Source organism: Nocardia transvalensis NBRC 15921, from assembly GCF_000308875.1.
GTDB lineage: Bacteria > Actinomycetota > Actinomycetes > Mycobacteriales > Mycobacteriaceae > Nocardia > Nocardia transvalensis.
Genome location: NZ_BAGL01000032.1, coordinates 93,275 through 114,445 on the forward strand (window position 1 = coordinate 93,275; position 21,171 = coordinate 114,445).

At 69.0% G+C, this 21,171-nt stretch carries 23 protein-coding genes and 1 pseudogene; 19 read left to right on the top strand and 5 right to left on the bottom strand.

The features are described 5' to 3' along the window. Positions 1-5 precede the first annotated feature (5 nt). The gene (locus tag ON41_RS10255; protein ID WP_040747266.1) at positions 6-683 is read right to left on the bottom strand and encodes a class I SAM-dependent methyltransferase; all 678 of its coding nucleotides are present in this window, start codon (positions 681-683) and stop codon (positions 6-8) included. A 74-nt stretch (positions 684-757) separates the two neighbouring features. Between ON41_RS10255 and ON41_RS10260 the strand changes: the two genes are divergently transcribed. Genes ON41_RS10260 through ON41_RS10270 form a run of 3 tightly spaced genes read left to right on the top strand, consistent with a single transcriptional unit; the run spans position 758 to position 2,740 of the window. Continuing rightward, a complete protein-coding gene (locus ON41_RS10260) occupies positions 758-1,666 on the top strand; it encodes a helix-turn-helix transcriptional regulator (protein ID WP_040747148.1) in 909 nt (302 codons plus the stop codon). Further along, the gene (locus ON41_RS10265) at positions 1,663-2,466 is read left to right on the top strand and encodes an NAD(P)H-binding protein (protein ID WP_040747150.1); all 804 of its coding nucleotides are present in this window, start codon (positions 1,663-1,665) and stop codon (positions 2,464-2,466) included. The genes ON41_RS10260 and ON41_RS10265 overlap by 4 nt, the downstream gene beginning before the upstream one ends. Before the next feature lie 40 nt (positions 2,467-2,506). Next, on the top strand, positions 2,507-2,740 hold the full coding sequence (locus ON41_RS10270; protein ID WP_040747151.1) for a hypothetical protein: 234 nt from the start codon (positions 2,507-2,509) through the stop codon (positions 2,738-2,740). A gap of 60 nt (positions 2,741-2,800) precedes the next feature. On the opposite strand, the gene ON41_RS10275 is transcribed toward ON41_RS10270, so the two are convergent. Next, positions 2,801-3,661: a ribokinase gene (locus ON41_RS10275; protein WP_040747153.1), complete on the bottom strand. Its 861-nt coding sequence runs from the start codon at positions 3,659-3,661 to the stop codon at positions 2,801-2,803. 71 nt (positions 3,662-3,732) lie between these two features. Between ON41_RS10275 and ON41_RS10280 the strand changes: the two genes are divergently transcribed. Together ON41_RS10280 and ON41_RS41470 are read left to right on the top strand one after the other, a co-directional pair. Beyond that, positions 3,733-5,001: a glutamate-5-semialdehyde dehydrogenase gene (locus ON41_RS10280; RefSeq protein ID WP_040747154.1), complete on the top strand. Its 1,269-nt coding sequence runs from the start codon at positions 3,733-3,735 to the stop codon at positions 4,999-5,001. Between the two features lie 224 nt (positions 5,002-5,225). Next, complete coding sequence (locus ON41_RS41470) at positions 5,226-6,479, top strand: DUF8017 domain-containing protein (RefSeq protein WP_157185417.1); 1,254 nt, start codon at positions 5,226-5,228, stop codon at positions 6,477-6,479. Between the two features lie 309 nt (positions 6,480-6,788). Here ON41_RS41470 and ON41_RS42970 read toward each other — a convergent pair whose 3' ends face one another. Continuing rightward, on the bottom strand, positions 6,789-6,971 hold the full coding sequence (locus tag ON41_RS42970; protein ID WP_246461709.1) for a hypothetical protein: 183 nt from the start codon (positions 6,969-6,971) through the stop codon (positions 6,789-6,791). A gap of 15 nt (positions 6,972-6,986) precedes the next feature. Here ON41_RS42970 and ON41_RS43970 point away from each other — a divergent pair. Both ON41_RS43970 and ON41_RS10295 read left to right on the top strand, forming a co-directional pair. Beyond that, positions 6,987-7,190, top strand: a pseudogene (locus ON41_RS43970) (hypothetical protein); the annotation flags it as partial. Then, positions 7,150-8,250 (top strand): NsdA family TPR-like regulatory protein, encoded by a 1,101-nt coding sequence (locus tag ON41_RS10295; RefSeq protein ID WP_506339396.1) that lies wholly within the window; start codon positions 7,150-7,152, stop codon positions 8,248-8,250. The pseudogene ON41_RS43970 and the gene ON41_RS10295, both read left to right, overlap by 41 nt. On the opposite strand, the gene ON41_RS10300 is transcribed toward ON41_RS10295, so the two are convergent. Next, a complete protein-coding gene (locus tag ON41_RS10300) occupies positions 8,234-8,770 on the bottom strand; it encodes an NUDIX domain-containing protein (RefSeq protein ID WP_040747161.1) in 537 nt (178 codons plus the stop codon). The genes ON41_RS10295 and ON41_RS10300 overlap by 17 nt on opposite strands. Before the next feature lie 113 nt (positions 8,771-8,883). On the opposite strand from ON41_RS10300, the gene ON41_RS10305 reads away from it, so the two are divergent. The 5 genes from ON41_RS10305 to ON41_RS10325 all read left to right on the top strand — a co-directional run bounded on the left by ON41_RS10305 (position 8,884) and on the right by ON41_RS10325 (position 14,923). After that, the gene (locus ON41_RS10305) at positions 8,884-9,459 is read left to right on the top strand and encodes a GNAT family N-acetyltransferase (RefSeq protein ID WP_040747162.1); all 576 of its coding nucleotides are present in this window, start codon (positions 8,884-8,886) and stop codon (positions 9,457-9,459) included. A 151-nt stretch (positions 9,460-9,610) separates the two neighbouring features. Further along, on the top strand, positions 9,611-10,492 hold the full coding sequence (locus ON41_RS10310) for an AAA family ATPase (protein WP_040747163.1): 882 nt from the start codon (positions 9,611-9,613) through the stop codon (positions 10,490-10,492). Positions 10,493-10,690: 198 nt separating this feature from the next. Further along, entirely contained in the window at positions 10,691-12,115 is a 1,425-nt protein-coding gene (locus tag ON41_RS10315) for a VWA domain-containing protein (RefSeq protein WP_040747164.1), read from the top strand. Between the two features lie 123 nt (positions 12,116-12,238). Next, entirely contained in the window at positions 12,239-14,083 is a 1,845-nt protein-coding gene (gene asnB, locus ON41_RS10320; RefSeq protein WP_040747165.1) for an asparagine synthase (glutamine-hydrolyzing), read from the top strand. 138 nt (positions 14,084-14,221) lie between these two features. Beyond that, a complete protein-coding gene (locus tag ON41_RS10325) occupies positions 14,222-14,923 on the top strand; it encodes a hypothetical protein (RefSeq protein WP_040747167.1) in 702 nt (233 codons plus the stop codon). Between the two features lie 79 nt (positions 14,924-15,002). Here ON41_RS10325 and ON41_RS10330 read toward each other — a convergent pair whose 3' ends face one another. Then, positions 15,003-15,314, bottom strand: a complete 312-nt coding sequence (locus ON41_RS10330; RefSeq protein WP_040747168.1) for an ArsR/SmtB family transcription factor — start codon at positions 15,312-15,314, stop codon at positions 15,003-15,005. A gap of 95 nt (positions 15,315-15,409) precedes the next feature. Here ON41_RS10330 and ON41_RS10335 point away from each other — a divergent pair, with 95 nt between their 5' ends. The 7 genes from ON41_RS10335 to ON41_RS10365 all read left to right on the top strand — a co-directional run bounded on the left by ON41_RS10335 (position 15,410) and on the right by ON41_RS10365 (position 21,167). Further along, positions 15,410-16,105, top strand: coding sequence for an alpha/beta fold hydrolase (locus tag ON41_RS10335; RefSeq protein WP_040747170.1), 696 nt, complete (start codon positions 15,410-15,412; stop codon positions 16,103-16,105). Between the two features lie 61 nt (positions 16,106-16,166). Continuing rightward, positions 16,167-16,808, top strand: coding sequence for a nicotinate-nucleotide adenylyltransferase (gene nadD / locus ON41_RS10340; protein WP_083905253.1), 642 nt, complete (start codon positions 16,167-16,169; stop codon positions 16,806-16,808). Next, positions 16,805-17,200, top strand: a complete 396-nt coding sequence (rsfS, locus tag ON41_RS10345) for a ribosome silencing factor (protein ID WP_040747172.1) — start codon at positions 16,805-16,807, stop codon at positions 17,198-17,200. Before nadD ends, rsfS begins: the two co-directional genes overlap by 4 nt. Positions 17,201-17,202: 2 nt before the next feature. Further along, a complete protein-coding gene (locus ON41_RS10350) occupies positions 17,203-17,898 on the top strand; it encodes a histidine phosphatase family protein (protein WP_246462106.1) in 696 nt (231 codons plus the stop codon). Beyond that, entirely contained in the window at positions 17,888-19,030 is a 1,143-nt protein-coding gene (locus tag ON41_RS38890; RefSeq protein WP_051161193.1) for a prolipoprotein diacylglyceryl transferase, read from the top strand. The genes ON41_RS10350 and ON41_RS38890 overlap by 11 nt, the downstream gene beginning before the upstream one ends. Before the next feature lie 512 nt (positions 19,031-19,542). Then, on the top strand, positions 19,543-20,283 hold the full coding sequence (octT, locus tag ON41_RS10360) for a diglucosylglycerate octanoyltransferase (protein WP_040747173.1): 741 nt from the start codon (positions 19,543-19,545) through the stop codon (positions 20,281-20,283). 41 nt (positions 20,284-20,324) lie between these two features. After that, positions 20,325-21,167, top strand: coding sequence for a DegV family protein (locus ON41_RS10365; RefSeq protein WP_040747174.1), 843 nt, complete (start codon positions 20,325-20,327; stop codon positions 21,165-21,167). Positions 21,168-21,171: the final 4 nt, after the last annotated feature.

The following is a 21,171-nucleotide window of genomic DNA, read 5'->3' on the forward strand; positions in this document are numbered from 1 at the left end:
CGGTCTCAGTCCGGGCGAGTAGCCCGGTAATAGGACACCCGCCCCATACGGCGGTGGCGCTCGGTGGCGACTTCGGTGCAGTCGAAGCCCGCACCGCGCAGCAGCCGGGGGATGCCGTCGCCGAGGTTGCCGGTGAGGTGGCCGGTGCGCAGCGTGAGCCGCGCCGCCAGGCCGTCGGCGGGCGTCATCGGGCCGCCGATGTCGGCCAGATGCAGGCGTCCGCCGGGCCGCAGCACCCGCAGGATCTCCGCGGCCATCGCCGTCCTGACGCCGGTGTCGAGGTGGTGCAGCATCAGCGACGACAGCACCCGGTCGAATTCGCCGTCCTCGTACGGAAGTTCCTGCCCGTAGGCATGGTCGAAGCGAATACCCTTCTCGTCCCGCGCCTTTCGCTCGGCGCGGGCCAGTGCCCGCGGGTCCGGATCGGCTCCGATCACCTCGGCGGCCGGGCGGGCGCGCTTGATCCGGAGGGTGAGATTGCCGGTGCCGCAACCGACTTCCAGAATCCGGTGGTCGTCGCGCAGGTCGGCCTGGTCGACCAGTCGCTCGTGCAGCCGGGGCACACCCAGTGCGCGGGAGAGCAGGTCGTAGGCGGGCAGCAGGCTGTCGCGGCCCGCCGCGGGCAGGTAGTCGTGGTGGTTCCCCATGGCCGTGGTGACGGAATGTGGATGATGTTCGGTCATGTAGTCCATGGTGAGCAGCGACGGCTCACGGTAGTTGGGTGATTGTCGGGAGAAATAGGACTATCTTCGGTCCCATGGAAGCGTCGACGAGAGTGGTGGGCCACCGCCGCGGCGTGCCCGTGTACGACTACCGCACCGACCTCGTCACGCCGCCGATCACGCTCATGCGCATCGATTTCGACGACGAGCATCCGGTACCCGGCGACCCGAGGGTCCTCGGCAGGCGGAACGGACGGCTCGAGGTGCGGCCGCACATCCACGACTTCCCGGCGCTCTGGTGCGCACCGGACGGTGTGGTGCTCGTCGTCGGCGCCGGTCAGGTCGTCGACACCACGGTGGTCTCGGACCTGGGCGGCGGGGTCGGCGTATTCTTCGATCCGGCGGCGCTGGGCGGTGACGGGCGCGCCCCGTGGCCGGCGTGGCGTTCCCATCCGCTGCTGTTCCCGTTCCTGCACGAGCGCGCCGGCGGACTGCTGCGCCTGGAGATTCCCCCGCCTCGCCGGGCGCTGTGGGACGACACGATCACCGCGATCGAGACCGAACTCACCGAGCGGCTCGAGGGGTACCGGCAGGCGGCCTCGGCGCACCTGACATTGCTGCTGATCGAGCTGGCGAGGCTGGCCGCCGACGTGGTGGGCGACCTGCGCCGCAGCGGGGAACCCCTGCTGGCCGAGGTCTTCGACGTCATCGAGAAGCGGCACGGCGAGCCGCTGTCGCTGCGGGACGTGGCCCGCGCGGTCGGCATGACCCCGGGCCACCTGACCACGGTGGTACGCCGCCGGACCGGACGCACGGTGCAGGACTGGATCGCCGACCGGCGCATGACCGAAGCCCGCCGGCTGCTGGCCGAAACGGACCTGCCGGTCGCGGAAATCGCGCGTCGCGTCGGAATATCGGACCCCGGCTATTTCACCCGGCTGTTCCGTCGCGAGCACGGCGATTCTCCTCGCCGGTGGCGTGGGCAACTACCCTGTGTCCCATGAAGATTCTGGTCACCGGAGCCACCGGGAACATCGGTCGGAAAGTGGTCGATCACCTGATTGCGCTGGGGGCGGACGACATTCGTGCCCTGTCCAATCACCCCGAACGCGCCGGACTACCCGAGGGCGTCGAGGTGGCGCACGGCTATCTGCGCAGGGTGTCGTCGTTGCCCGAGGCGTTCGACGGCGTGCAGCGCATGTACCTGGCGCCCGTCCTGGAGACGATCACCGAGGTCGTCGAGCTGGCCAAGATGGCGGGCATCGAGCGCATCGTCGATCTGTCCGGCGACGAGACCACCGACTGGCAGCCGATCGCCCGCGGCGTGGAGAAGTTCGGCGCGGAATGGACCCACCTGTACGCGGGTGAATTCATGGAGAACACCGCGATGTGGGCGGATCAGATTCGCGCCGCCGGAGCCGTGCGCGAACCGTACCCGGAGTCGGCCAACTCGCCGATCGCCATGGACGATATCGCCCGCGTCGCCGCCACCGTCCTGACCCAGGACGGCCACGACGGCATCGCCTATCCGCTGACCGGTCCGGAAACCCTCACGCGGGCGGAACGCCTACGCCAGCTCGGGGTGGCCCTCGGCCGCGACCTGTCCTTCGTCACGGAGTCCCGCGAAGAGACCCTCGACCGCCTGACCCTGTCCATGGGCGATTTCGCCGAGTTCTACGTCGAGGGCCTCGCCGCCATGGTCGACAACCCCCAGCAATCCACCACCGCCGTGGCCGACCTCACCGGCCGCCCCGCCACCACCTTCGCCGAATGGGCCGCCGCCAACGCCGACCTGTTCCGCTGAGCTTCAGCACGATTCGTCTGTTCGTCCAGGAGGCACGGCGATGCCGGACCATTGGGTGGTGTGGTACCGCACCGTCGATCACGGCCACGAGATCGTGTATCGAGGCACGGTGATGGAGTGCCTCGCCTACATGGCCGGGGTCGACGACGAGGCACGGCGACACGGTGTGGTGCTCGAACGCGACGGTGCGGAGATACGCCACAGCGACGGCAACGGGGCCACCCAGTCCTGGGTCGTCGCGCCCGAGCAGAATGCGGGCGATTCTCCCGTGTGAACGCCGACTCCACCACGGACCGGATCGCCCCCGTGATGGTCAGCTAGGTCCCGGATGCTGTCAAGATCGGGGTGGGAGCGCCGCCGCTATCTCCGCCCGGTCCGGAATGGACGAGCTGGCACCGAGTTTCGTGGTGGCGAGGGCCCCGGCGGTGCACGCCCAGGCGAGGGCGGTGGCGGGCCCTTCGTGCCAGTGCGCGGCCAGGGCGCCGGTGAATGTGTCTCCGGCGCCGGTGGTGTCGATCGCGTGGACCGGGACGCCGGGGTGGGTGACCTCGCCCTCGGGGCCGCGGTAGACCGCACCCGCGGCGCCTCGGGTGACGACCACGTGCGGGACGGGGGCCAGTGCCGAATTCAACTCCGCGTACTCACCTTCGTTCACCACCGCGATATCGATCTCCGCCCAGTATTCGGGCGGAAGGTGTTGCGCCGGAGACGGATTGAGGAGCACGGTGGTGCCCGCGGCGCGTGCGTGCCGGGCCGCTGCCAGGACGGTCGGCGCGGGAATCTCCAACTGGCACAGCAGTACATCCGCCTCGGCGACGGCCGCCAGATCGTCACGGCTCAGCTCGGTCAGTGCGGCATTGGCTCCGCCGACGACGATGATGCTGTTCTCGCCCGCGGAATCCACCACGATCGCGGCGACCCCGCTGGGCCCGGGCACCTCCCGCAACCGCTTCGTCCCCACGCCCGCGTCACCGAGCGCCCTCCGCAGTTCGCCCGCGAACAGGTCGTCCCCGACCGCCCCGACGAACTCGACCTCCGCCCCGGCCCGCCGCGCCGCGATCGCCTGGTTGGAGCCCTTCCCGCCGGGAACCGTCTCGAACCCGGTTCCCAGCACGGTCTCCCCGGGCTCCGGCCGCCGGGCGGTCGTCGTCACCAGATCCATATTGATGCTGCCCACCACCGCGATTCGCGCCATATCCGCACAGTAGCGCTCGACCGTCCGTTCCGGCCGTCACGCCCGCACGGCTGGTCAGTAGGCTGTCACCTATGACTGCTCCCACTGCCACCGGCCAGGACACCGTCCGCGCGGTGGTGCACGACGCGGCGCGCCGCGCTCGGGTGGCGTCGCGAACGCTCGCCCAGCTCACCACCGAACAGAAGAACACCGCGCTGCACGCCGCCGCCGACGCGCTGCTGGCCGCCAAGGACCGCGTCCTCGACGCCAACGTCGAGGACATCGAGACGGCCAGGGCCGCCGGCACCGCCGACTCGCTGCTGGATCGGCTGCGCCTGACGGAGGCCCGCGTCGAGGGGATCGCCTCCGGGCTGCGCCAGGTCGCGGGCCTGCCGGATCCGGTGGGTGTCGTGGTGCGGGGCTCGACGCTGCCGAACGGTCTGGAGATCCGCCAGGTCCGGGTGCCGCTGGGTGTGGTCGGGATGGTCTACGAGGCGCGGCCGAACGTCACGGTCGACGCGTTCGGCCTGGCGCTCAAGTCGGGGAACGCGGCGCTGCTGCGCGGCTCCTCCTCGGCGGCTCACTCCAATGCGGCGCTGGTCGCCGTGCTGCGGGAAGCGCTTGCGGCACAAGGGCTTCCCGAGGATTCGGTACAGCTGCTGCCCAGCGAGGACCGCTCCAGCGTCACCCATCTGATCCAGGCGCGCGGCCTGGTGGACGTGGTGATCCCGCGCGGCGGCGCCGGGCTCATCAACGCCGTCGTCCGCGACGCGCAGGTCCCGACGATCGAGACCGGCACCGGCAACTGCCACGTCTACGTGCACTCCGCCGCCGACCTGGACATGGCCGAGGCGATCCTGCTCAACGCCAAGACCCGCCGCCCCAGCGTGTGCAACGCCGCCGAGACCGTCCTCATCGACGACGCCATCGCCACCACTGCGGTGCCGCGGTTGCTCGAGGCGCTCGAGCGGCACGGCGTCACCGTGCACGGCGACCTGCCGGGCCTGATCCCCGCGAACGACCAGGACTGGGGCGAGGAGTACCTGACCCTGGACATCGCGCTGAAGATCGTCGCCGATCTGGACGCCGCGGTCGAGCACATCAACACCTGGGGCACCGGCCACACCGAGGCCATCGTCACCGCCGACCTGAGCGCCGCCCGCGAGTTCAGCGGCCGCGTCGACGCGGCCGCTGTCATGGTCAACGCCTCCACGGCCTTCACCGACGGCGAGCAGTTCGGCTTCGGCGCCGAAATCGGCATCTCGACCCAGAAGCTCCACGCCCGCGGACCCATGGGCCTACCCGAGCTGACCTCCACGAAGTGGATCGTCTGGGGCGACGGGCAGATCCGCCCCTCCTGATCCCGCTGCCTGCCTGATTCCGGCGCGCTCGGGTTGCCCGCCGGACACCTGCCCGACTGCTCGCGCCCTATGAGCACCACGTGATGGTCGATGATGTACGGGGTTATCCGTGTCGGCGCTGGGCAGCGAATCGGTGAGGTTCGCTCTACGGTTCCGGTGGGCAGTAGATGATGAGGGTTCGCGGCACCCGCGGCGGCGGGCGGCGAACGAGCAGAGAGAAAACGATGACTGACGATCGGCAGTGGTGGGATTCGCCGCCCCCGGCCCCGCCCACCCAGCAGTACCCCCAGGAACCTCCGGGCGCTCAGCCCCAATACCCAGGCCACCCCAACCCCGAAGCGGGCCAGCAGCATCCGAACCCCCAAGCCGGACAGCCGTTTCCGGGCCAGCCACATTCAGGCTCCGACACCGGCCACCCGTACCCGGGCCAGCAGAACCACGGCGCGGATGCCGGACAGCCGCTTCCCGCTCAGCCGCATTCGGGTTCCGATCCGGGTCAGCCGTATGTGGGCCAGCAGGGCCCGGGCGTGGCTCCGGGGCAGCCGTTTTCAGCTCAGCCGCATTCGGGCTCTGATCCGGGTCAGCCCTATGCGGGCCAGCAGAATCTGGGTGTGGGTGGCGGGCAGCCGTTTCCTGGTCAGCAGCCTTCAGGCCCCGAAGTAGGCCAGCCCTATGTGGGGCAGCCGTATCCCGGGCAGCCCTATCCGGGTGCCGGGGCCGGGCAGCCGTATGCGGGTCAGGGTTACCCCCTGGGGCAGCCTCAGTACCCCTACCCGGGCGGTTACGGTCAACCGCCCAAGCGCGGCAACAACGGGCTGATGATCGGTCTGCTCGTCGTGGGCGTGGTCGCCGTGCTGGCGATCGTGGGTGTCGTGGCGTTCGCGGTGAATCGCGGATCCTCCTCCGACGAAGCGGGCTCTACGACCAGCACCAGTTCCACGTCGCGCTACACCGGGGCCCAAACCCCCGCACCGGTCGTCCCGGGATTCCGCACGGTGGCCGCCCAGACCGCCGGCTTCGCCTACGACGTCCCCGGCACCTGGAGCGTCGGTGCGGCGAGCACCTTCCGAATCGCCGGCACCGCAACAGCTTCCGACGGCGACGACTACTGCCCCGGTTCCGCCTACCGCACGGTCAGCTTCGTCTCCCCGTCATCCGCCTCCGACCTCGGCGACGCGGCCCGCACCGTGGCGATGTCCGCCGCCCGCAGCGGTTACAGCAACTCCACCGACGCCACCGCCTCCTCCCCGACCTCGCTCACCGCGAAGGGCGTGACCGGCAAGTCCGTCCAGGTCACCGGCTCCTGGCGCCCTTCCCGCTCCGGCTGCACCACCACGACCTACTCCATCTACGCCTTCGCCTTCACCCTCTCGAACGGTTCCACCCAGGTCCTAGGCATAGTCGCCGACACCGGAACCACCGGCGAACTCACCCCCTCCGTAGCCGCCCAAATCCTAGGCAGCGTCCGCCCCCTCTGACCCCCCGCGGGCGCTCACCCCTTGCGCCCGCTGTCCGGCCGCAGCCGCCCCGAATCCACCAACGTCCGATACGCGCCCCTTTACGCGCGCAGTCCTCGCGTCCGCACGAGCGATGCTGCTGCATTACCTTGTGTGCTCGAGCCGGGGTGAACCGGCGAGGCGGGGCAGCATGCGTCCACACCACGGAGTCCGGGGCCCGGGACGACGTTCGGTCGTCGTCGACGCCGAGTTCATCGCGCACCAGTAACGCGACCACGCCCGAGAAGCTCACGATGAGGGCTGTGAGGAACGACCAGACCATAGTGGTGATCACATCTCCCCGACCTGGTGTGGACAAGACGACCAACGAGCGAAACTCAGTCGCGGCGAAGCTGTTTCGATGTCGACGATGCACATCAGCGCGTGCAGCTGGATGACGTCGAGATGGATCGGCGACGGCAGGATCACCGCATCGACGTCGGCAGCACGCACTTGGTCGGTCAGCGGAAGCACCGAGGGCCCAGGCCGATGCAGACGATAACCGAGCCTCCGTGCGAGTCTCGCTACTCTGGCATCCTCCAATTCCGACCACGTATTGCGCACGGCCTCCGACTGGGTTACGGCTATCGATCGGTGGGACGGTGGCTCGCCGGTGAGCAGCCGAATTCGCCTGCGCCGGAACTGATCGCGGATGTCATGGCGGAGGCGCCCGGACGCAGAGTCAGCCCCGAGGATTGCGGGATGTCCGGCGGCGCGGATCCGGCGGAGCGATGTGGAGCGCAGGCGCTTCCTGCTCGGCACTTCGTACGCCGTAGCGGTCTACTCGGCAGCATCGATGCGGTGGTTGACGCTGCCAGGACCGGAGCATCCGGTGTCAGCGGGGACACGGCACGTAGGTCGGGGCGATGTCGACACACTTCGTGCCATGACGACCGCGTTCCGCGATCTGGACAACAAGATGGGTGGTGGGCGAGTGCGGCTGACGATCGTCCAGTACCTGCACAACTCGGTCGCGCCGCTGCTGCGCGGCAGTTATGCCGAGGCCGTCGGCCGGCAGTTGTTCGCTGCTACTGCGGAACTGACGAAACTCGCCGGGTGGGCAGCATACGACCAGGAGGAGCACGGGCTTGCCCAGCGGTATCTGATCCAGGCATTGCGGCTGGCTCGCGCGGCCGGTGACCCGGGCCTCGGGGCCGAGATCCTCGCTGCTGTGAGTCACCAGGCCACCTATGTCGGCCGCCCCGGTGATGCGGTCGATCTTGCTCGTGCGGCTCGGATTTCGGCACGCAGCGCGGATCTGGGAGCGTTGGAGTCCGCATGCCATTTGGTCGAGGCGCACGGCCACGCAGCCCGCCGGGACAAAGCGTCCTGTGCGGTGTCGCTGAATGCCGCGAAGCGAGCATTTGCCCGGGCCGAAGCCTCCGATCGGCCGGCATGGCCGGCATATTTCGACAGCGCCTACATGTCGGCCAAGGTCGCACATTGCTTCCGGGACCTGGGCGACGACGTGCGCACCGCTCGCTTCGCGGAGCAGTCCCTCGATATGTCCGACGGCTACTCGCGCGGCCGGGCATTCAATTTGACGCTGCTAGCGGCTACGCGAGCATCCGAAGATCCGATCGAGGCGGTGCGTGTCGGGCGACAAGCTCTCGACCTCGTCGCAAGTCTGTCCTCGCGGCGCAGTTACGCGTATCTCCGGGATCTCAGACGACGGCTCGACCGCCACGTGGATATTCCGGAAGTCGCCGACTTCCGGCAACAGGGGCGCGTGCTGTCTACGCGTCGAGACTGAGGGCACGGTAGAGGCCGACAACCGTTGCGGCACCGATGATCTCACCGCTGTCGATCATCGCGACCGCCGCGTCGAGCGGAACCCACCGGATCTCCTCGGCCTCGTTGACGTCGGGCGCGGTGTCGGTGAGATCAGCACCGCGTGCGAGATAGATCTCCTGAGGTTGGTCGAGACTCCCGATCGATGGCTGGTAGGTGACGAGGTGCTCCATCGACCGTGGTCGCCATCCGGTTTCCTCCTCCACCTCTCGCGCTGCGGCGGCAGCCACGTCCTCGGCGTGGTCGACGTATCCGCCGGGAAGCTCCCATACCCATTTGTCGATGATGAACCGATGCCGGTACATCAGTAGTGCCTCGCGGTTCTCGTTGAGCACCAGCGTCATCGCACAGCGCGGCATCCGAGCGACGTATTGGGTGAACTTCACGCCATCGGGCAGTTCGACGTCGACCGTCGACAGCCGGATGTGGCGGTTCTCGTCGATCAGATGCTCGCCGTGGATCTTCCACTGGGTGGGCTTCACATCACGACCGTATCGCGCTCCGACGGGGACGAGATCGCGGAAGCCCGACTATGTGGCGGTCGTCGGGTCGACTTGTTGGGCCGCCGCGGTCGCAAAGCTGCCAGTATTGATACGTGCCCGCTGCCCCGGAGTTCACGCACTACAACGCCCGCGAAGCTCGCGACCTCCGCTTGATGGTGGAGGACATCTATCGCCGGTCGTATGTGGAGGCGATTGCCTCCGGCGACCTGTTCGATTCGCCGGACGAATTCATGGCGCGATTCGATGCTTACACCGATCCGGCACGGTCGCGGGGGTTCGAGTTGGTGGTGGCGCGGATCGAGGGGGAGCCTGCGGGGCAGACGTGGGGGTGGCCGTTGCTTCCGAATGCGGCGTGGTGGCGGAATCTCGAACTCGAGGAGGGGGATCGTGGCGAGTTCACGGCGGAGACCGGGGTCCGGACCTTCGCGTTGAGCGAGATCATGGTCTGTCAGGAATATGCCGGGCGCGGCGTGGCCCATGCGCTGCACGACGAATTGCTCGGTGGGCGGTCCGAGCGGCGTGCGACGCTGCTGGTCGAGGCGGACAACACTCGCGCGTACAGGGCGTACCGGAAATGGGGGTGGCGTCGCGTCGGCCACCTCCGGCCCGGCTGGCCCGAAGCGCCTCGGCTGGATGTGCTGGTGCGGGAGCTGCCGTTGAGTGGTTAGCCGCCGTTCCCTGGGGCCGTCGCCGAGTGTGGTTCGCAACACCCTGTATCTGACCAGGACGTGGGTGTGTACCGTCGGATGAGGACGTCTATACGGTGCATACCGGGCGTGACCGTGGCCCTCGGGCCGGCTCCGGAGGAGGACCGCAACAGTGCAGGACGCAGTGCACGAACCGATCTTCGGCTCGGTCGACGACGTGATCGAGCGGCTGGCCCAGACCGGCTACCTGGCCGACAAGGGGACCGCGACCTCGGTGTTCCTCGCCGACCGACTGGGTAAGCCGCTGCTGATCGAGGGCCCCGCCGGTGTCGGCAAGACCGAGCTGGCGCGGGCGGTCTCGCAGGTCGCCGGGGATGATGCCGAGCTGGTCCGGTTGCAGTGCTACGAGGGCATCGACGAGGCGCGGGCGCTGTACGAGTGGAACCACGCCAAGCAGATCCTGCGCATCCAGGCCTCCAGCGAGAACGGCTGGGAGGAAACGAAATCCGACGTCTTCAGCGAGGAATTCCTGCTGTCGCGGCCGCTGCTCACCGCCATCCGGCGCAAGGACCCGACGGTGCTGCTGATCGATGAGGCCGACAAGGCCGACGTCGAGATCGAGGGCCTGATGCTCGAGGTGCTCAGCGATTTCGCCGTGACCGTGCCCGAGCTGGGGACCATCGCCGCGGTCCGTCGCCCGTTCACGGTGCTCACCTCCAACGCCACCCGAGAACTCTCCGAGGCGCTCAAGCGTCGCTGCCTCTACCTGCACATCGACTTCCCGGACGAGGAGCTGGAACGCCGCATCCTGGCCAGCCGGGTGCCGGAGCTGAGGCCCGCCGTCGCGGCGCAGCTGGTGCGGGTGGTGCACGTGCTGCGCGGTATGCAGCTCAAGAAGCTGCCGTCGGTCGCGGAATCCATCGACTGGGGGCGGACGCTGCTGGCGCTGGGGTTGAAGGACCTCGACGACAAGACCGTGCGCGCGACCCTCGGCGTCGTCCTCAAGCACCAGAGCGACCACCAGCGCGCGCTGGCCGAATTGAAACTGGCCTGACCCGTGTCCGGCAAGAGCGGGTCCACCTCCGGCGATGCGGGGCGGTTTTGGCCGGGGTCTGTCGTGGGTTCCCGGCCGAAAGCGCGCCGGGAAAATGGTGGGGGCGACGGTCGCGGGAATAGTAAGGGGAGCGACGGTCGCGGGATTGGCAAGGGGAGCGACGGTCGCGGGGGAGACGGTGCGGGTGGGGACGGCAGGGTGGGTCCCGATGGGTGGGGTGGGGAATCGCTTGCGCCGGAGGGGTTTCCGGGGCATCTTGTCGGGTTCGTAGAAGCGTTGCGTGGCAGGGGGATTCCCGTTGGCCCTTCCGAAACCGTGGATGCGGGAAAGGTTCTCACGGTTCTGGATCTGATGGACCGGGAGATGCTGCGTGAGGGGCTGTCCTGTGCGCTGGTGCGCCGCGCCTCGCAGCGGCCCACGTTCGACGGCCTGTTCGACCTCTGGTTCCCCGCGGCGCTCGGCGAGCGCGCGGGCGCGGAGGAGGTCGAGATCCCGCGTAAGCCGGATGGTGAGGTCGACATCATCGAACTGCGAAAGATGCTGGCGGAGTTGCTACTCGCGGATCCGTCGGGCGATCGCGAGCGGCAGTTGCAGGCGCTGGCCGCGCAGATGGTCGAGCAGATGGGCCAGTACCGATCCGCGAACGGCCCGTCGTTCTCGGCGTACCAGACCCTCAAGGACCTTCAACCCGAACTGCTGGTGAGCAAGCTGCTCGCGGGACTTGCCGCCGGAATGGACGATTCGGACTTCGACACCGAGGTCGCCCGGCGAACCGCCCGGCAGCGCATCAAGGACTTCCGCGGCACGGTCGAGGCCGAGACCCGCCGCCGCGTCGCCGAACGCATCGGCCGCGAGCGCGTCGCCACCTACGGCGTGCAGCGCCAGGCCGAGGACGCCGACTTCCTGCGCATCTCGGAGAACGAGCTGGCCGAACTGCGGCGCAGCAGCCAGCGACTCGCGCGGGTACTGGCCTCGCGGCTGGCCGCACGCCGCCGCCGGGCCCGCCGCGGCGAGATCGATCTGCGCAAGACGCTGCGCAAATCGATGTCGACCGGCGGTGTGCCGATCAAGCTGGCGGCCCGCAAACCACGGCCCGGACGCCCGGATCTCGTTCTGCTGTGCGATATCTCGGGCTCGGTCGCCGGATTCTCCAGTTTCACCATGCTGCTGGTGAACGCGTTGCGCGAGCAGTTCTCGCGGGTGCGGATCTTCGCGTTCGTCGATCGCGTCGACGAGGTCACCCACCTGTTCGACCAGGTGACCCCGCTGGACCAGGTGACCCGGCGCATCTTCACGGAGGCCCGGGTAGTCGGCATCGAGGGGCACTCGGACTACGGATCGGCCCTGCGGGGTTTCGCCGAGGACTTTCCCGACGCCGTCACCAGCCGCACGTCGATGCTGATTCTCGGCGACGCCCGCACCAACTATCGCGACCCGGCCCTGAATACGCTCGCCGAGCTGGCTCAGGTAGCCAAGCACGCGTACTGGCTCAACCCCGAGGCGGAGAAGCTCTGGGGGACAGGGGATTCCGCCGCCGAGCGGTACGCCGAGATCGTCGAGATGCACGAATGCCGCTCCGCGCGGCAACTCACCTCCGTCGTGAGCCGGCTGCTGCCCATCTAGTCCCTTCGAGGGCAACCGAAGGGCAATTCGGACGTTTCACCCACCCCCTGGCGAGTGGCATATGCCCCGTGTTACAACGAAATTACGGGTATTTGCATTCGCTAACTAACTGGAGGGCGTGAGATGTGCGGAATCACGGGCTGCGTGTCGTTCGACGCGGACCTGACTCGTCAGCAGGCGATCCTCGACGCGATGACCGAGACCATGGCCTGTCGCGGGCCGGACGATCAGGGCGCCTTCGTGCGCACCCACGCTGCCCTCGGTCATCGTCGCCTGGCCATCATCGATCTGCCCGGCGGCACCCAGCCGATGAGTATCAGCACGCCGGACGGCGATATCGGCCTGGTGTACTCCGGTGAGACCTACAACTTCCGCGAACTGCGCGAAACACTTGCGGCGCAGGGGCATACGTTCCGGACCGACAGCGACACCGAGGTCGTCCTGCACGGCTACCTGCAATGGGGCGAGAGCGTCGTCGATCACCTCAACGGCATGTACGCCTTCGCGATCTGGGATCAGCGCAGCGAGAAGCTGGTGATGGTCCGCGACCGCATGGGCATCAAGCCGTTCTACTACTACCCGACCCCCGACGGCGTGCTGTTCGGGTCCGAGCCGAAGGCCATTCTGGCCAATCCGTCGGTGCCCAAGGCTGTCGACGCCGACGGTCTGCGCGAGATCTTCGCCTTCACCAAGGCGCCGCGCTGGTCGCTGTGGAAGGGTATGTACGAGGTACTGCCCGGCACGCTGATCACCGTGGACCGCAACGGGATTCGGGAGCGCACCTACTGGCGGCTGGACGCCGTCGAGCACACCGACAGCCAGGACGACACCGTGGCGCGCGTGCGCGAGCTGCTGACCGATATCGTCGATCGGCAGCTGATCTCGGATGTGCCTCGCTGCGTGCTGCTGTCGGGCGGACTCGACTCCAGCGCCATCACCGGTCTGGCGGCCGCGCGCCTGGCCCGCGACGGTGAGCGCGTGCGCACCTTCTCGGTGGACTACGCCGATCAGGAGGAGAACTTCGTCCCGGACGAGATGCGCGACACCCCCGATTCGCCGTTCGTGCGCGAGGTCGCGGCGCTCGTCCGGTCGCAGCACGAGGACGTGGTGCTGAATCCGGCGCAGCTGTCGGATCTCTCGGTGCGCCGCGCCGTCATCACCGCCCGCGATATCCCGGCCGGGCTCGGTGATATGGACACGTCGCTGTACCTGCTGTTCAAGGCGATTCGGGCGCAGTCGACGGTGGCGCTGTCCGGTGAATCGGCCGACGAGGTGTTCGGCGGTTACCGGTGGTTCCACGACGAGGTCGTGCTGAAGGCGGATACGTTCCCGTGGCTGGCGTTCGACAACGCTCTCACCGGCGAGCGTCTGTGGCAGATCATCAATCCCGAACTGCGGCAACGGCTCCAGCTGGAGAACTATGTGGCCGACCAGTACGCGGCGGCCTGCGCCGAGGTCGAGCACCTCGACGGGGAGTCCGAGGTCGAGCATCGCATGCGCACGGTCTGCCATCTGCACCTGACCCGGTTCGTGCGCAACCTGCTCGACCGTAAGGACCGCACATCCATGGCGGTGGGCCTGGAGGTGCGGGTGCCGTTCTGCGATCACCGGCTCGTTGAATACGTCTACAACACGCCCTGGTCGCTGAAGACCTTCGACGGGCGGGAGAAGAGCCTGCTGCGGCACGCGGCCGAACACGTTCTGCCTCGATCGGTGGTGGAGCGGGTGAAGAGCCCGTACCCGTCCACGCAGGATCCGGGGTACGCGGCGAATCTGCAGCAGCTGGGCAAAGAGATGCTGACCGAACGTGATTCGCAGCTGTGGGGTGTGATCGACCGCCCGTGGATGCAGCGGGCCGTGGAGCAGGACCCGGCACGGATGGAGGCGCACGTCCGCTCCGGCCTGGACCGCGCGATCGATCTGTACACGTGGCTCGATCTGTACAAGCCGGATCTGCAGCTGGGCTGAAAGCTCCGTCGGATCTGTTGACGAAATGGCCGGGCCGGTCGATAACCCCTATGGGACGGAGCTGCCCGAATCGCGTCCGCGGCGTGAATATTAGCGGTTGTTAAGTGGCCCGAAAGCGCCGCGCGCGACGATTCGCGCGTGCCGAGCCGACCCCGGGATGCCGACGACCATCCAGCCGCTTCGTCGCCGATCGCGGTCGGCGCCGTCTCCGACGATCCCTCGTGGGGTCCGCCCGAGGTGCGGGAACTGATCGAATTCGGCACCGCGCGGCTGACCCGGGATCCCGGCGCCGCCGAGGACGCGCTGCGGCGGGCGGTCGCGTCCGGCGGCGCGGTCCTCGCGGACGACCAGATCGCCCGGCTGCGCTCGATGATCGTCACCGCCGTCTCCGGCCAGCCCGGCCACGACACCGAACTCGTCGCCGCGGCCCTCGCCGCCGCCGCCAGCTGGGAGCACCTGTCGGTCGCCGACTGCGCGCACCACACCCTGCTCGCCGCTCGCATCCACCGCCGCGCCGGTCGCCACCGCGAGGCCGCCGAACTGTACGGGCGCGCCCTCCGTCACCGGGAGCTGCCCTACCCGCCTCCCGAAGCCGCGATCCTGCACGAACAGTTCGGGCAGAGCTTGCAGGCCCTGCATCGATACCGCGATGCCGCAAGGGAATTCGCCATCGGCGCCCGGCTGGTGGCGAACGATCCCGGTTGTCGTGAACTGCACGCCGATTTGCTGTCCTCGGTAGCCGCCGCGGAAAACTCCGCCCGCCCGGCAGCGGTTCTGCGCCGCGCGCTTCGCGCATCCGTCCGGCAACTCCGCAGGCCGGGGACTTCGCGACTGCCGTAAGCCGCACGGCCACTTCGTAACCCGGCCCGGTCATCCTGCGATTCCGTTGGCGCGGTGATCATTCGGGTATCCGGTGGTTTCAAGCAGGATCGCGGGTGGCGGTGATGATGCTGCTCAGCACACCCGGATAGCGGCCCTCGATCTCGTCGGCGCGCAGTTCGTGCCGGCGATGGCTGCCCTCGGGAGTGACGCGGACGAGTCCGGCCTCGCGCAGCACCTTCAGGTGGTGGGACAGGGTGGACATGCTCACCGGAACGTCGAAACCGCCGCAGACCACGCCTCCGGCCTCGGCCAGTTGCCCGATCACGCGGAGGCGAATCGGATCGGCGAGCGCGTTGAGGACGGTGGCCAGGTCGACCGAGTCGATCGTCGGGTGGTTCAGCGCTCGCATGCCGCCAGGCTAACAGGGATTCGAGACTTTGACATAGATCGAAATCTGGGTGAGGATTTCGATGGATGACGAAATCATGCGTGAGGAGTGGTGCGATGACCGGGCTACATGTGCGGGAGTGGGGTCAGGGGGACCGGGTGGCGCTGCTGGTGCACGGACTGTCGGCGAGTTCGCGCTCGTGGTGGCAGGTCGGGCCCGCGCTGGCGGCGCGGGGTTATCGCGTCCTGGCGCCGGATCTCGCCGGTCACGGGGACAGCCCGCGCGGGCGATACAGCCGGGAGCGGTGGGCCGACGACCTGCTGTCGGTGGCGCCGGAGCGAGTCGAGCTGGCCATCGGGCACTCGCTCGGCGGTGTGCTGCTGGCCATGATCGTCGAGCGGCTGCGCCCGCAGCGCGCGGTCTACGAGGACCCGGCGTGGTATCCGGACAGCGCGGACGGGTACGGCGCGGTGCAACCGGCGATCAGGGCGATGAAGGACTGGGGCGCGGCGGAGATCCGGGCGGCGTCGCCGAGGTGGAGTGATGAGGCGGTACGGGTCCGGCTCGACGAACTGGCTCGCTGGGATCCCGACACCACGCGCATGGAGTACCTCGAAACCGCCTATGCCCCAGTGTTTCCCCTCGTTCCGTCGCTGGTTCTGCGGGCGGATCCGAGTGTGCTGATTCCCGATGATCGGGCCGAGGACTACCGGACGGCCGGTTTCGAGATTCGCAGCGTGCCGAAGACCGGCCACCATGTGCACGCCGACGATTTCGACGGGTTCATCACCGGACTGGACGGATGGTTGTGACGCCCGCCTACCCACGCCGGGTGACGGGCGGTCGCCGACTCGCCCAGTAAGCTCGGCATTCGTGCAAGAAACAGGTCGGCGCAAACTGGGTGTGATGGGTGGGACCTTCGATCCCGTCCATCACGGGCATCTGGTTGCCGCCAGCGAGGTCGCGCATCGCTTCGACCTCGACGAAGTCATATTCGTACCGACGGGCCAGCCGTGGCAGAAGGCCGACAAACAGGTCAGCCCGGCCGAGGACCGATATTTGATGACCGTCATCGCGACCGCGTCCAATCCGCGGTTCTCGGTCAGCCGGGCCGACGTCGATCGGGCCAAGGTCACCTACACCGTCGACACCCTGCGTGACCTGCAGTCCCAGCATCCCGACGCCGACCTGTACTTCATCACGGGTGCGGACGCGCTGGCCAGCATCCTCACGTGGCAGGATTGGGCGGAACTGTTCGAGCTGGCGAAATTCGTCGGGGTGAGCCGTCCGGGGTACGAACTGAACATCGACCACCTCGCCGAGCACCTGCGCGATATGCCGGCCGACGCGGTCACCGTCATCGAGATCCCCGCCCTGGCGATCTCGTCGAGCGAATGCCGTCGCCGCGCCGCCGAAGGGCGGCCGGTGTGGTATCTCGTCCCGGACGGGGTCGTGCAGTACATATCGAAGCGGCATTTGTACGTGCCGGGAGGGAACGGGAAGGTGGCCCAGTGACAGCTACTGTCGAAGCGGTCGAGATGGCGCGGATCGCCGCGCGCGCGGCCGACGAGAAGCTGGCCTCCGACGTGGTGGTGCTCGACGTCTCCGATCAGTTGGTCATCACCGACTGTTTCGTGATCGCGTCCGCGCCGAACGAGCGGCAGGTCAACGCGATCGTCGACAACGTCGAGGAGCAACTGCGCCTGGCCGGGCACAAGCCGGTGCGGCGCGAGGGTACCCGCGAGGGGCGGTGGGTGCTGCTGGACTACGTCGAGGTCGTGGTGCACATCCAGCACGCCGACGAGCGCGATTTCTATGGCCTGGAACGGCTTTGGAAGGACTGCCCGCAGGTTCCGGTGGACGGGATCGGGGGTCCGCGCGACACCGACGCCGAGGCCGCCGAGTGAGCCTGGGATCCGCCCTGGACGACGTCGAGGACGCCAGGTACGACAAGCACGCCGGAGTACGCCGCCTGATCCTGCTGCGGCACGGTCAGACCGAATGGAACGCCTCCGATCGTATGCAGGGGCAGACCGATACCGAGCTGAGCGAACTGGGCCGTCGTCAGGCCAAGGACGCCGCCCGGGAACTGGCCGGCCACGAGGCCATCGCCCTCATCTCCTCGGACCTGCGGCGGGCCTACGACACCGCGGTCGCGCTGGCGGACCACAGCGGCATCGACGTCGTGCTCGATCGGCGGCTGCGCGAGACCAGTCTCGGCGACTGGGAGGGCCTCACCCACATCGAGGTGGACGAGCAATATCCGGGCGCACGCCAGACCTGGCGGCTGAACGCCGACTTCACTCCGCCCGGCGGGGAGAGCAAACTCGAGGTTGGCGCGCGGGCGCTTCCGGTAGTGCGTGAGCTGTTCGCCGCGCGCACCGACTGGCCCGGTCGTACCATCATCCTCGTCGCGCACGGCGGGTTGATCGCGGCACTGACCGCTGCGCTGCTCGAGTTGCCCCAGAAGAACTGGCCCGTCCTCGGCGGGCTGGCCAATACGAGCTGGGTGCAACTGAGCAGCCACGGTCCGAGCATCGAGCAGCCCGGGTGGCGACTGGATGTGTGGAACGCGGCGGCAAAGGTAGCACCTGATGTCCTCTGAAAAGTCCTCCGACGACCGGGACGAACCGGTCCGGCAGGTATCCGACGAACTGCTGCGCAAGGCGTCCGAGGGGCCCGTGCGGCGCCTACCGGACGCCCTGTTCGGCGGCCCGGCCCCCGAACCCGCTGAGCGGGAATCGGAGCCGGAGTTCGAGCGCGGCGGCGCCGTGCCCGACGAGTTGTTCCGCAGGGAATCCGATTCCCGCGTACGGCACCTCCCGGACGTCCTGTTCGGCGGCCCGGCCACCCCGCCGGAACCCGCTGCGCCGCAGGAGAGTGCGGCGGTCGAGGCCGGCGACGAGCAGGTGGCGGCGGAGACGGCCGAGGCCGCGGTCTCGGACGACGCGGAGAGCGCGGCGGCCGACGAAGGCGCGGCCTCCGACGAGACCGCGGTGGCAGAAGCGGCGAGCGCCTCCGAGACGGAGCCCGCTGAGACCTCGGAATCGGTTGTGTCGCAGGAGACTGCCGCCGACGAGACCGATGCCGCGACGACCGACACGGAGGTTCCTGCCGAGTCGGCTGCGCCCGAGACGGATGCGCCGGAAGCCGCGGCCTCCGGCGAGGCCGAAGCGGCGTCCACAGCGGAGGCTGCGACGGGCGGCGCGGAGACGGACGCGGACTTCGCTGAGCAGGCGACGGCATCCGATGAGTCGACAGCGGATGTTCCCACTGACGCGAATGTGGCCCCCGCTGCCCAGGAAAGTGCTTCCGTCGCGGGCGATCAGGCTGCGGAGGCCGAGGCGAAGGACTCCGAAACCGGTACCGCGGCTGATGCCGCAGTCGCCGAGCAGCCTGCGGCTGAGACGGTTGCGGCGCAAGACAGCGCGGACGGGGTCAGCCCTGCCGAAGTGCCTTCGGAGAGCGTGGTTTCAGCGGACGCGGACGAGAGCGCCGGGGATAGGCAGCCGGACGCCACCGAGTCGGCAGCCTCTTCCGGCGAGACGGAGGCCGATGCTGTTTCCGCTGCCTCCGATGCGGCTGTGCCGGAGGATGCCCCCGTCGCCGAGCAGGCCGAGACCGTTCAGCCGGAGGCTCCGGCTGCGAGTTCCGCTCCGGCTACCGACGATTCCGGTTCCGGCGGCGGACGTTTCCGCCGTGCGGTGAAGCGCTTGTTCGGAGGACGTGCCACGTGACCTCATCCGGCCCTGTCGACTCCGCTGCCGGCGGTCGGCCCACGACCGAGCCCGCTGCGGCCCCCACCGCATCGGCCGCCGGTCCGCGGACGTCGCCAGAGGCCGGAGCCGATCCGATAGGCACAGCCGAGTCGCCAGCCCCAGCGGAGTCGCCCGGCACGGCCGATTCGTCTGGCACGGCGGAGTTGTCCGGCGCGGCGGAGTTGCGCAGTGCGGCGGAGTTGCCTGGCACGGCCGATTCGTCTGGCACGGCGGAGTTGTCTGGCCCGGCGGAGTTGCGCAGTGCGGCGGAGTTGCCTGGCACGGCCGAGTCGCCCAGCGCGGAGTTGCCCGGCGCAGCGGAGTTGCCCGGCAAAGGGGAGTCGTCTGGCGCAGCGGAGTTGCCCGGCGCGGCCGAGTTGCCTGGCGCAGCGGAGTTGCCCGGCGCGGCCGAGTTGCCCGGCGCGGCCGAGTTGCCTGGTACAGCGGGGTCGCCCGGTGTAGGGGAGGCCGACGGCGTGGAGGGTGGGACGTTGGGGGCAGGCGGTAAGGCTCGGCCTGTTCTGCTGGTGGTTGCGGACTCGTTGGCCTACTTCGGGCCCAAGGGTGGGTTGCCCAGTGATGATCCTCGGATCTGGCCCAATCTTGTGGGGGCCGAGCTGGATTGGGATGTCGAGTTGATCGGGCGGATCGGCTGGACGTGTCGCGATGCTTACTGGGCGCTGATCGGGGACCCGCGGGTGTGGGCGGCGGTGCCGCGTGCGGGGGCGGTCGTCTTCGCCACCGGCGGTATGGATTCGCTGCCGTCGCCGCTGCCGACCGCGCTGCGCGAGCAGATCCGCTACCTCCGGCCGCCCACGCTGCGGCGGTGGGTGCGCAACGGCTACCAGTGGTTGCAGCCGCGGCTGTCGCATCTGGGCAGGCCGGTGGCGCTGCCGCCGAAGGTGAGCGTCGATTACCTGGAACAGTCGCGACATGCGCTGGCCCAGTTGCGCCCCGAGCTGCCGATGATCGGTGTCCTGCCGTCGGTGCACGACTGCGAGGCATACGGTCGCGTCCACGCCGGCCGCGAGCCCGCGGTCCGCGCGCTGCGCGAGTGGTCCGCGAAAACCGCTGTGCCCCTGGTGGATCTGGCCGATGCGGTACGCGACAACATCTTCTCCGGCGACGCCAATCCGGACGGCATCCACTGGGGCTGGGAAGGTCACACCGCCGTCGCCCGGGCCATGGTGAAGGTGCTGGCGGAAGTCCGTGCCCCCGAGGGCGGTTCATGAGCGGAAACCCCGCCTCGGTTCGGCGAGGGGGTGGATGACCGGTGGCCGTCGTCGTGGTGACCGACTCCGCCGCTGGCCTGCCCGCCGAACTCGTCGAGGAACTGGGCGTCGTCGTGGTGCCGCTGCACGTGCTTGTCGATGATCGGGCGCTTCGCGAAGGGGTCGACGACGAGCCGATCGACTACGCGTCCTCGACGGTGACGACCTCGGCCGCCTCGCCGGGCGAGCTGTGCGCCGCCTACGAGCGGGCGCTGGCGCTCAGCGGCGGTGACGGTGTTGTGGCCGTTCATATTTCGCGTCAGCTGTCGGCGACCTGGGAGGCCGGCCGGCAGGCGATCCGCGATATGGACGCCGCGGACAAGGTCCGGCTGGTCGACTCGCTCAGCGCCGGCCTCGGCACGGGCCTGCCGGTGCTGGCGGCGGCGCGGCGAGCCCGCGAGGGCGCCGCGCTGGAGGTCGTCTACGACGCGGCCGCGTCGGCGGCGGGCCGCGGCCGGGCGTTCATCGTGGTCAACCGCACAGAACAGCTTCGCCGTGGCGGCCGCCTGAGTTCCGCCGCCGCCTTCTTCGGCACCGAACTCGTCACCAAACCCATCCTGCAGATGGTCGACGGCCGACTCGAACTCCGCGAGAAGGCACGTACCCGCTCCAAGGCCTTCGCGAAACTCGTCGCCGCCGCGGTGGACGCCGCGGGCGAGGACGGCGCCACCGTAGCCGTCCAGCACCTCGGCGCGTCCGACGCCGCCACCACCATCACCGCCCAGCTGACCGACCTCATCCCCGGCATCCGCGAATTGGTCACCGCGGAATTCGGCCCCACCCTCGCCGTCCACCTGGGTCCCGGCGCGGTAGGCGTCCTGGTGGTCCCCGGCGGCTGCGGCTGAACCG

Coding starts and splice junctions, on each gene's coding strand:
- ON41_RS10270 (WP_040747151.1), top strand. CDS start 2,507: ATGCCGGACCATTGGGTGGTGTGGTACCGCACCGTCGATCACGGCCAC.
- ON41_RS41470 (WP_157185417.1), top strand. CDS start 5,226: ATGACTGACGATCGGCAGTGGTGGGATTCGCCGCCCCCGGCCCCGCCC.
- ON41_RS10260 (WP_040747148.1), top strand. CDS start 758: ATGGAAGCGTCGACGAGAGTGGTGGGCCACCGCCGCGGCGTGCCCGTG.
- ON41_RS10335 (WP_040747170.1), top strand. CDS start 15,410: ATGACCGGGCTACATGTGCGGGAGTGGGGTCAGGGGGACCGGGTGGCG.
- ON41_RS10265 (WP_040747150.1), top strand. CDS start 1,663: ATGAAGATTCTGGTCACCGGAGCCACCGGGAACATCGGTCGGAAAGTG.
- ON41_RS38890 (WP_051161193.1), top strand. CDS start 17,888: ATGTCCTCTGAAAAGTCCTCCGACGACCGGGACGAACCGGTCCGGCAG.
- ON41_RS10280 (WP_040747154.1), top strand. CDS start 3,733: ATGACTGCTCCCACTGCCACCGGCCAGGACACCGTCCGCGCGGTGGTG.
- ON41_RS10255 (WP_040747266.1), bottom strand. CDS start 683: ATGACCGAACATCATCCACATTCCGTCACCACGGCCATGGGGAACCAC.
- asnB (WP_040747165.1), top strand. CDS start 12,239: ATGTGCGGAATCACGGGCTGCGTGTCGTTCGACGCGGACCTGACTCGT.
- ON41_RS10275 (WP_040747153.1), bottom strand. CDS start 3,661: ATGGCGCGAATCGCGGTGGTGGGCAGCATCAATATGGATCTGGTGACG.
- ON41_RS10330 (WP_040747168.1), bottom strand. CDS start 15,314: ATGCGAGCGCTGAACCACCCGACGATCGACTCGGTCGACCTGGCCACC.
- ON41_RS10295 (WP_506339396.1), top strand. CDS start 7,150: ATGTCATGGCGGAGGCGCCCGGACGCAGAGTCAGCCCCGAGGATTGCG.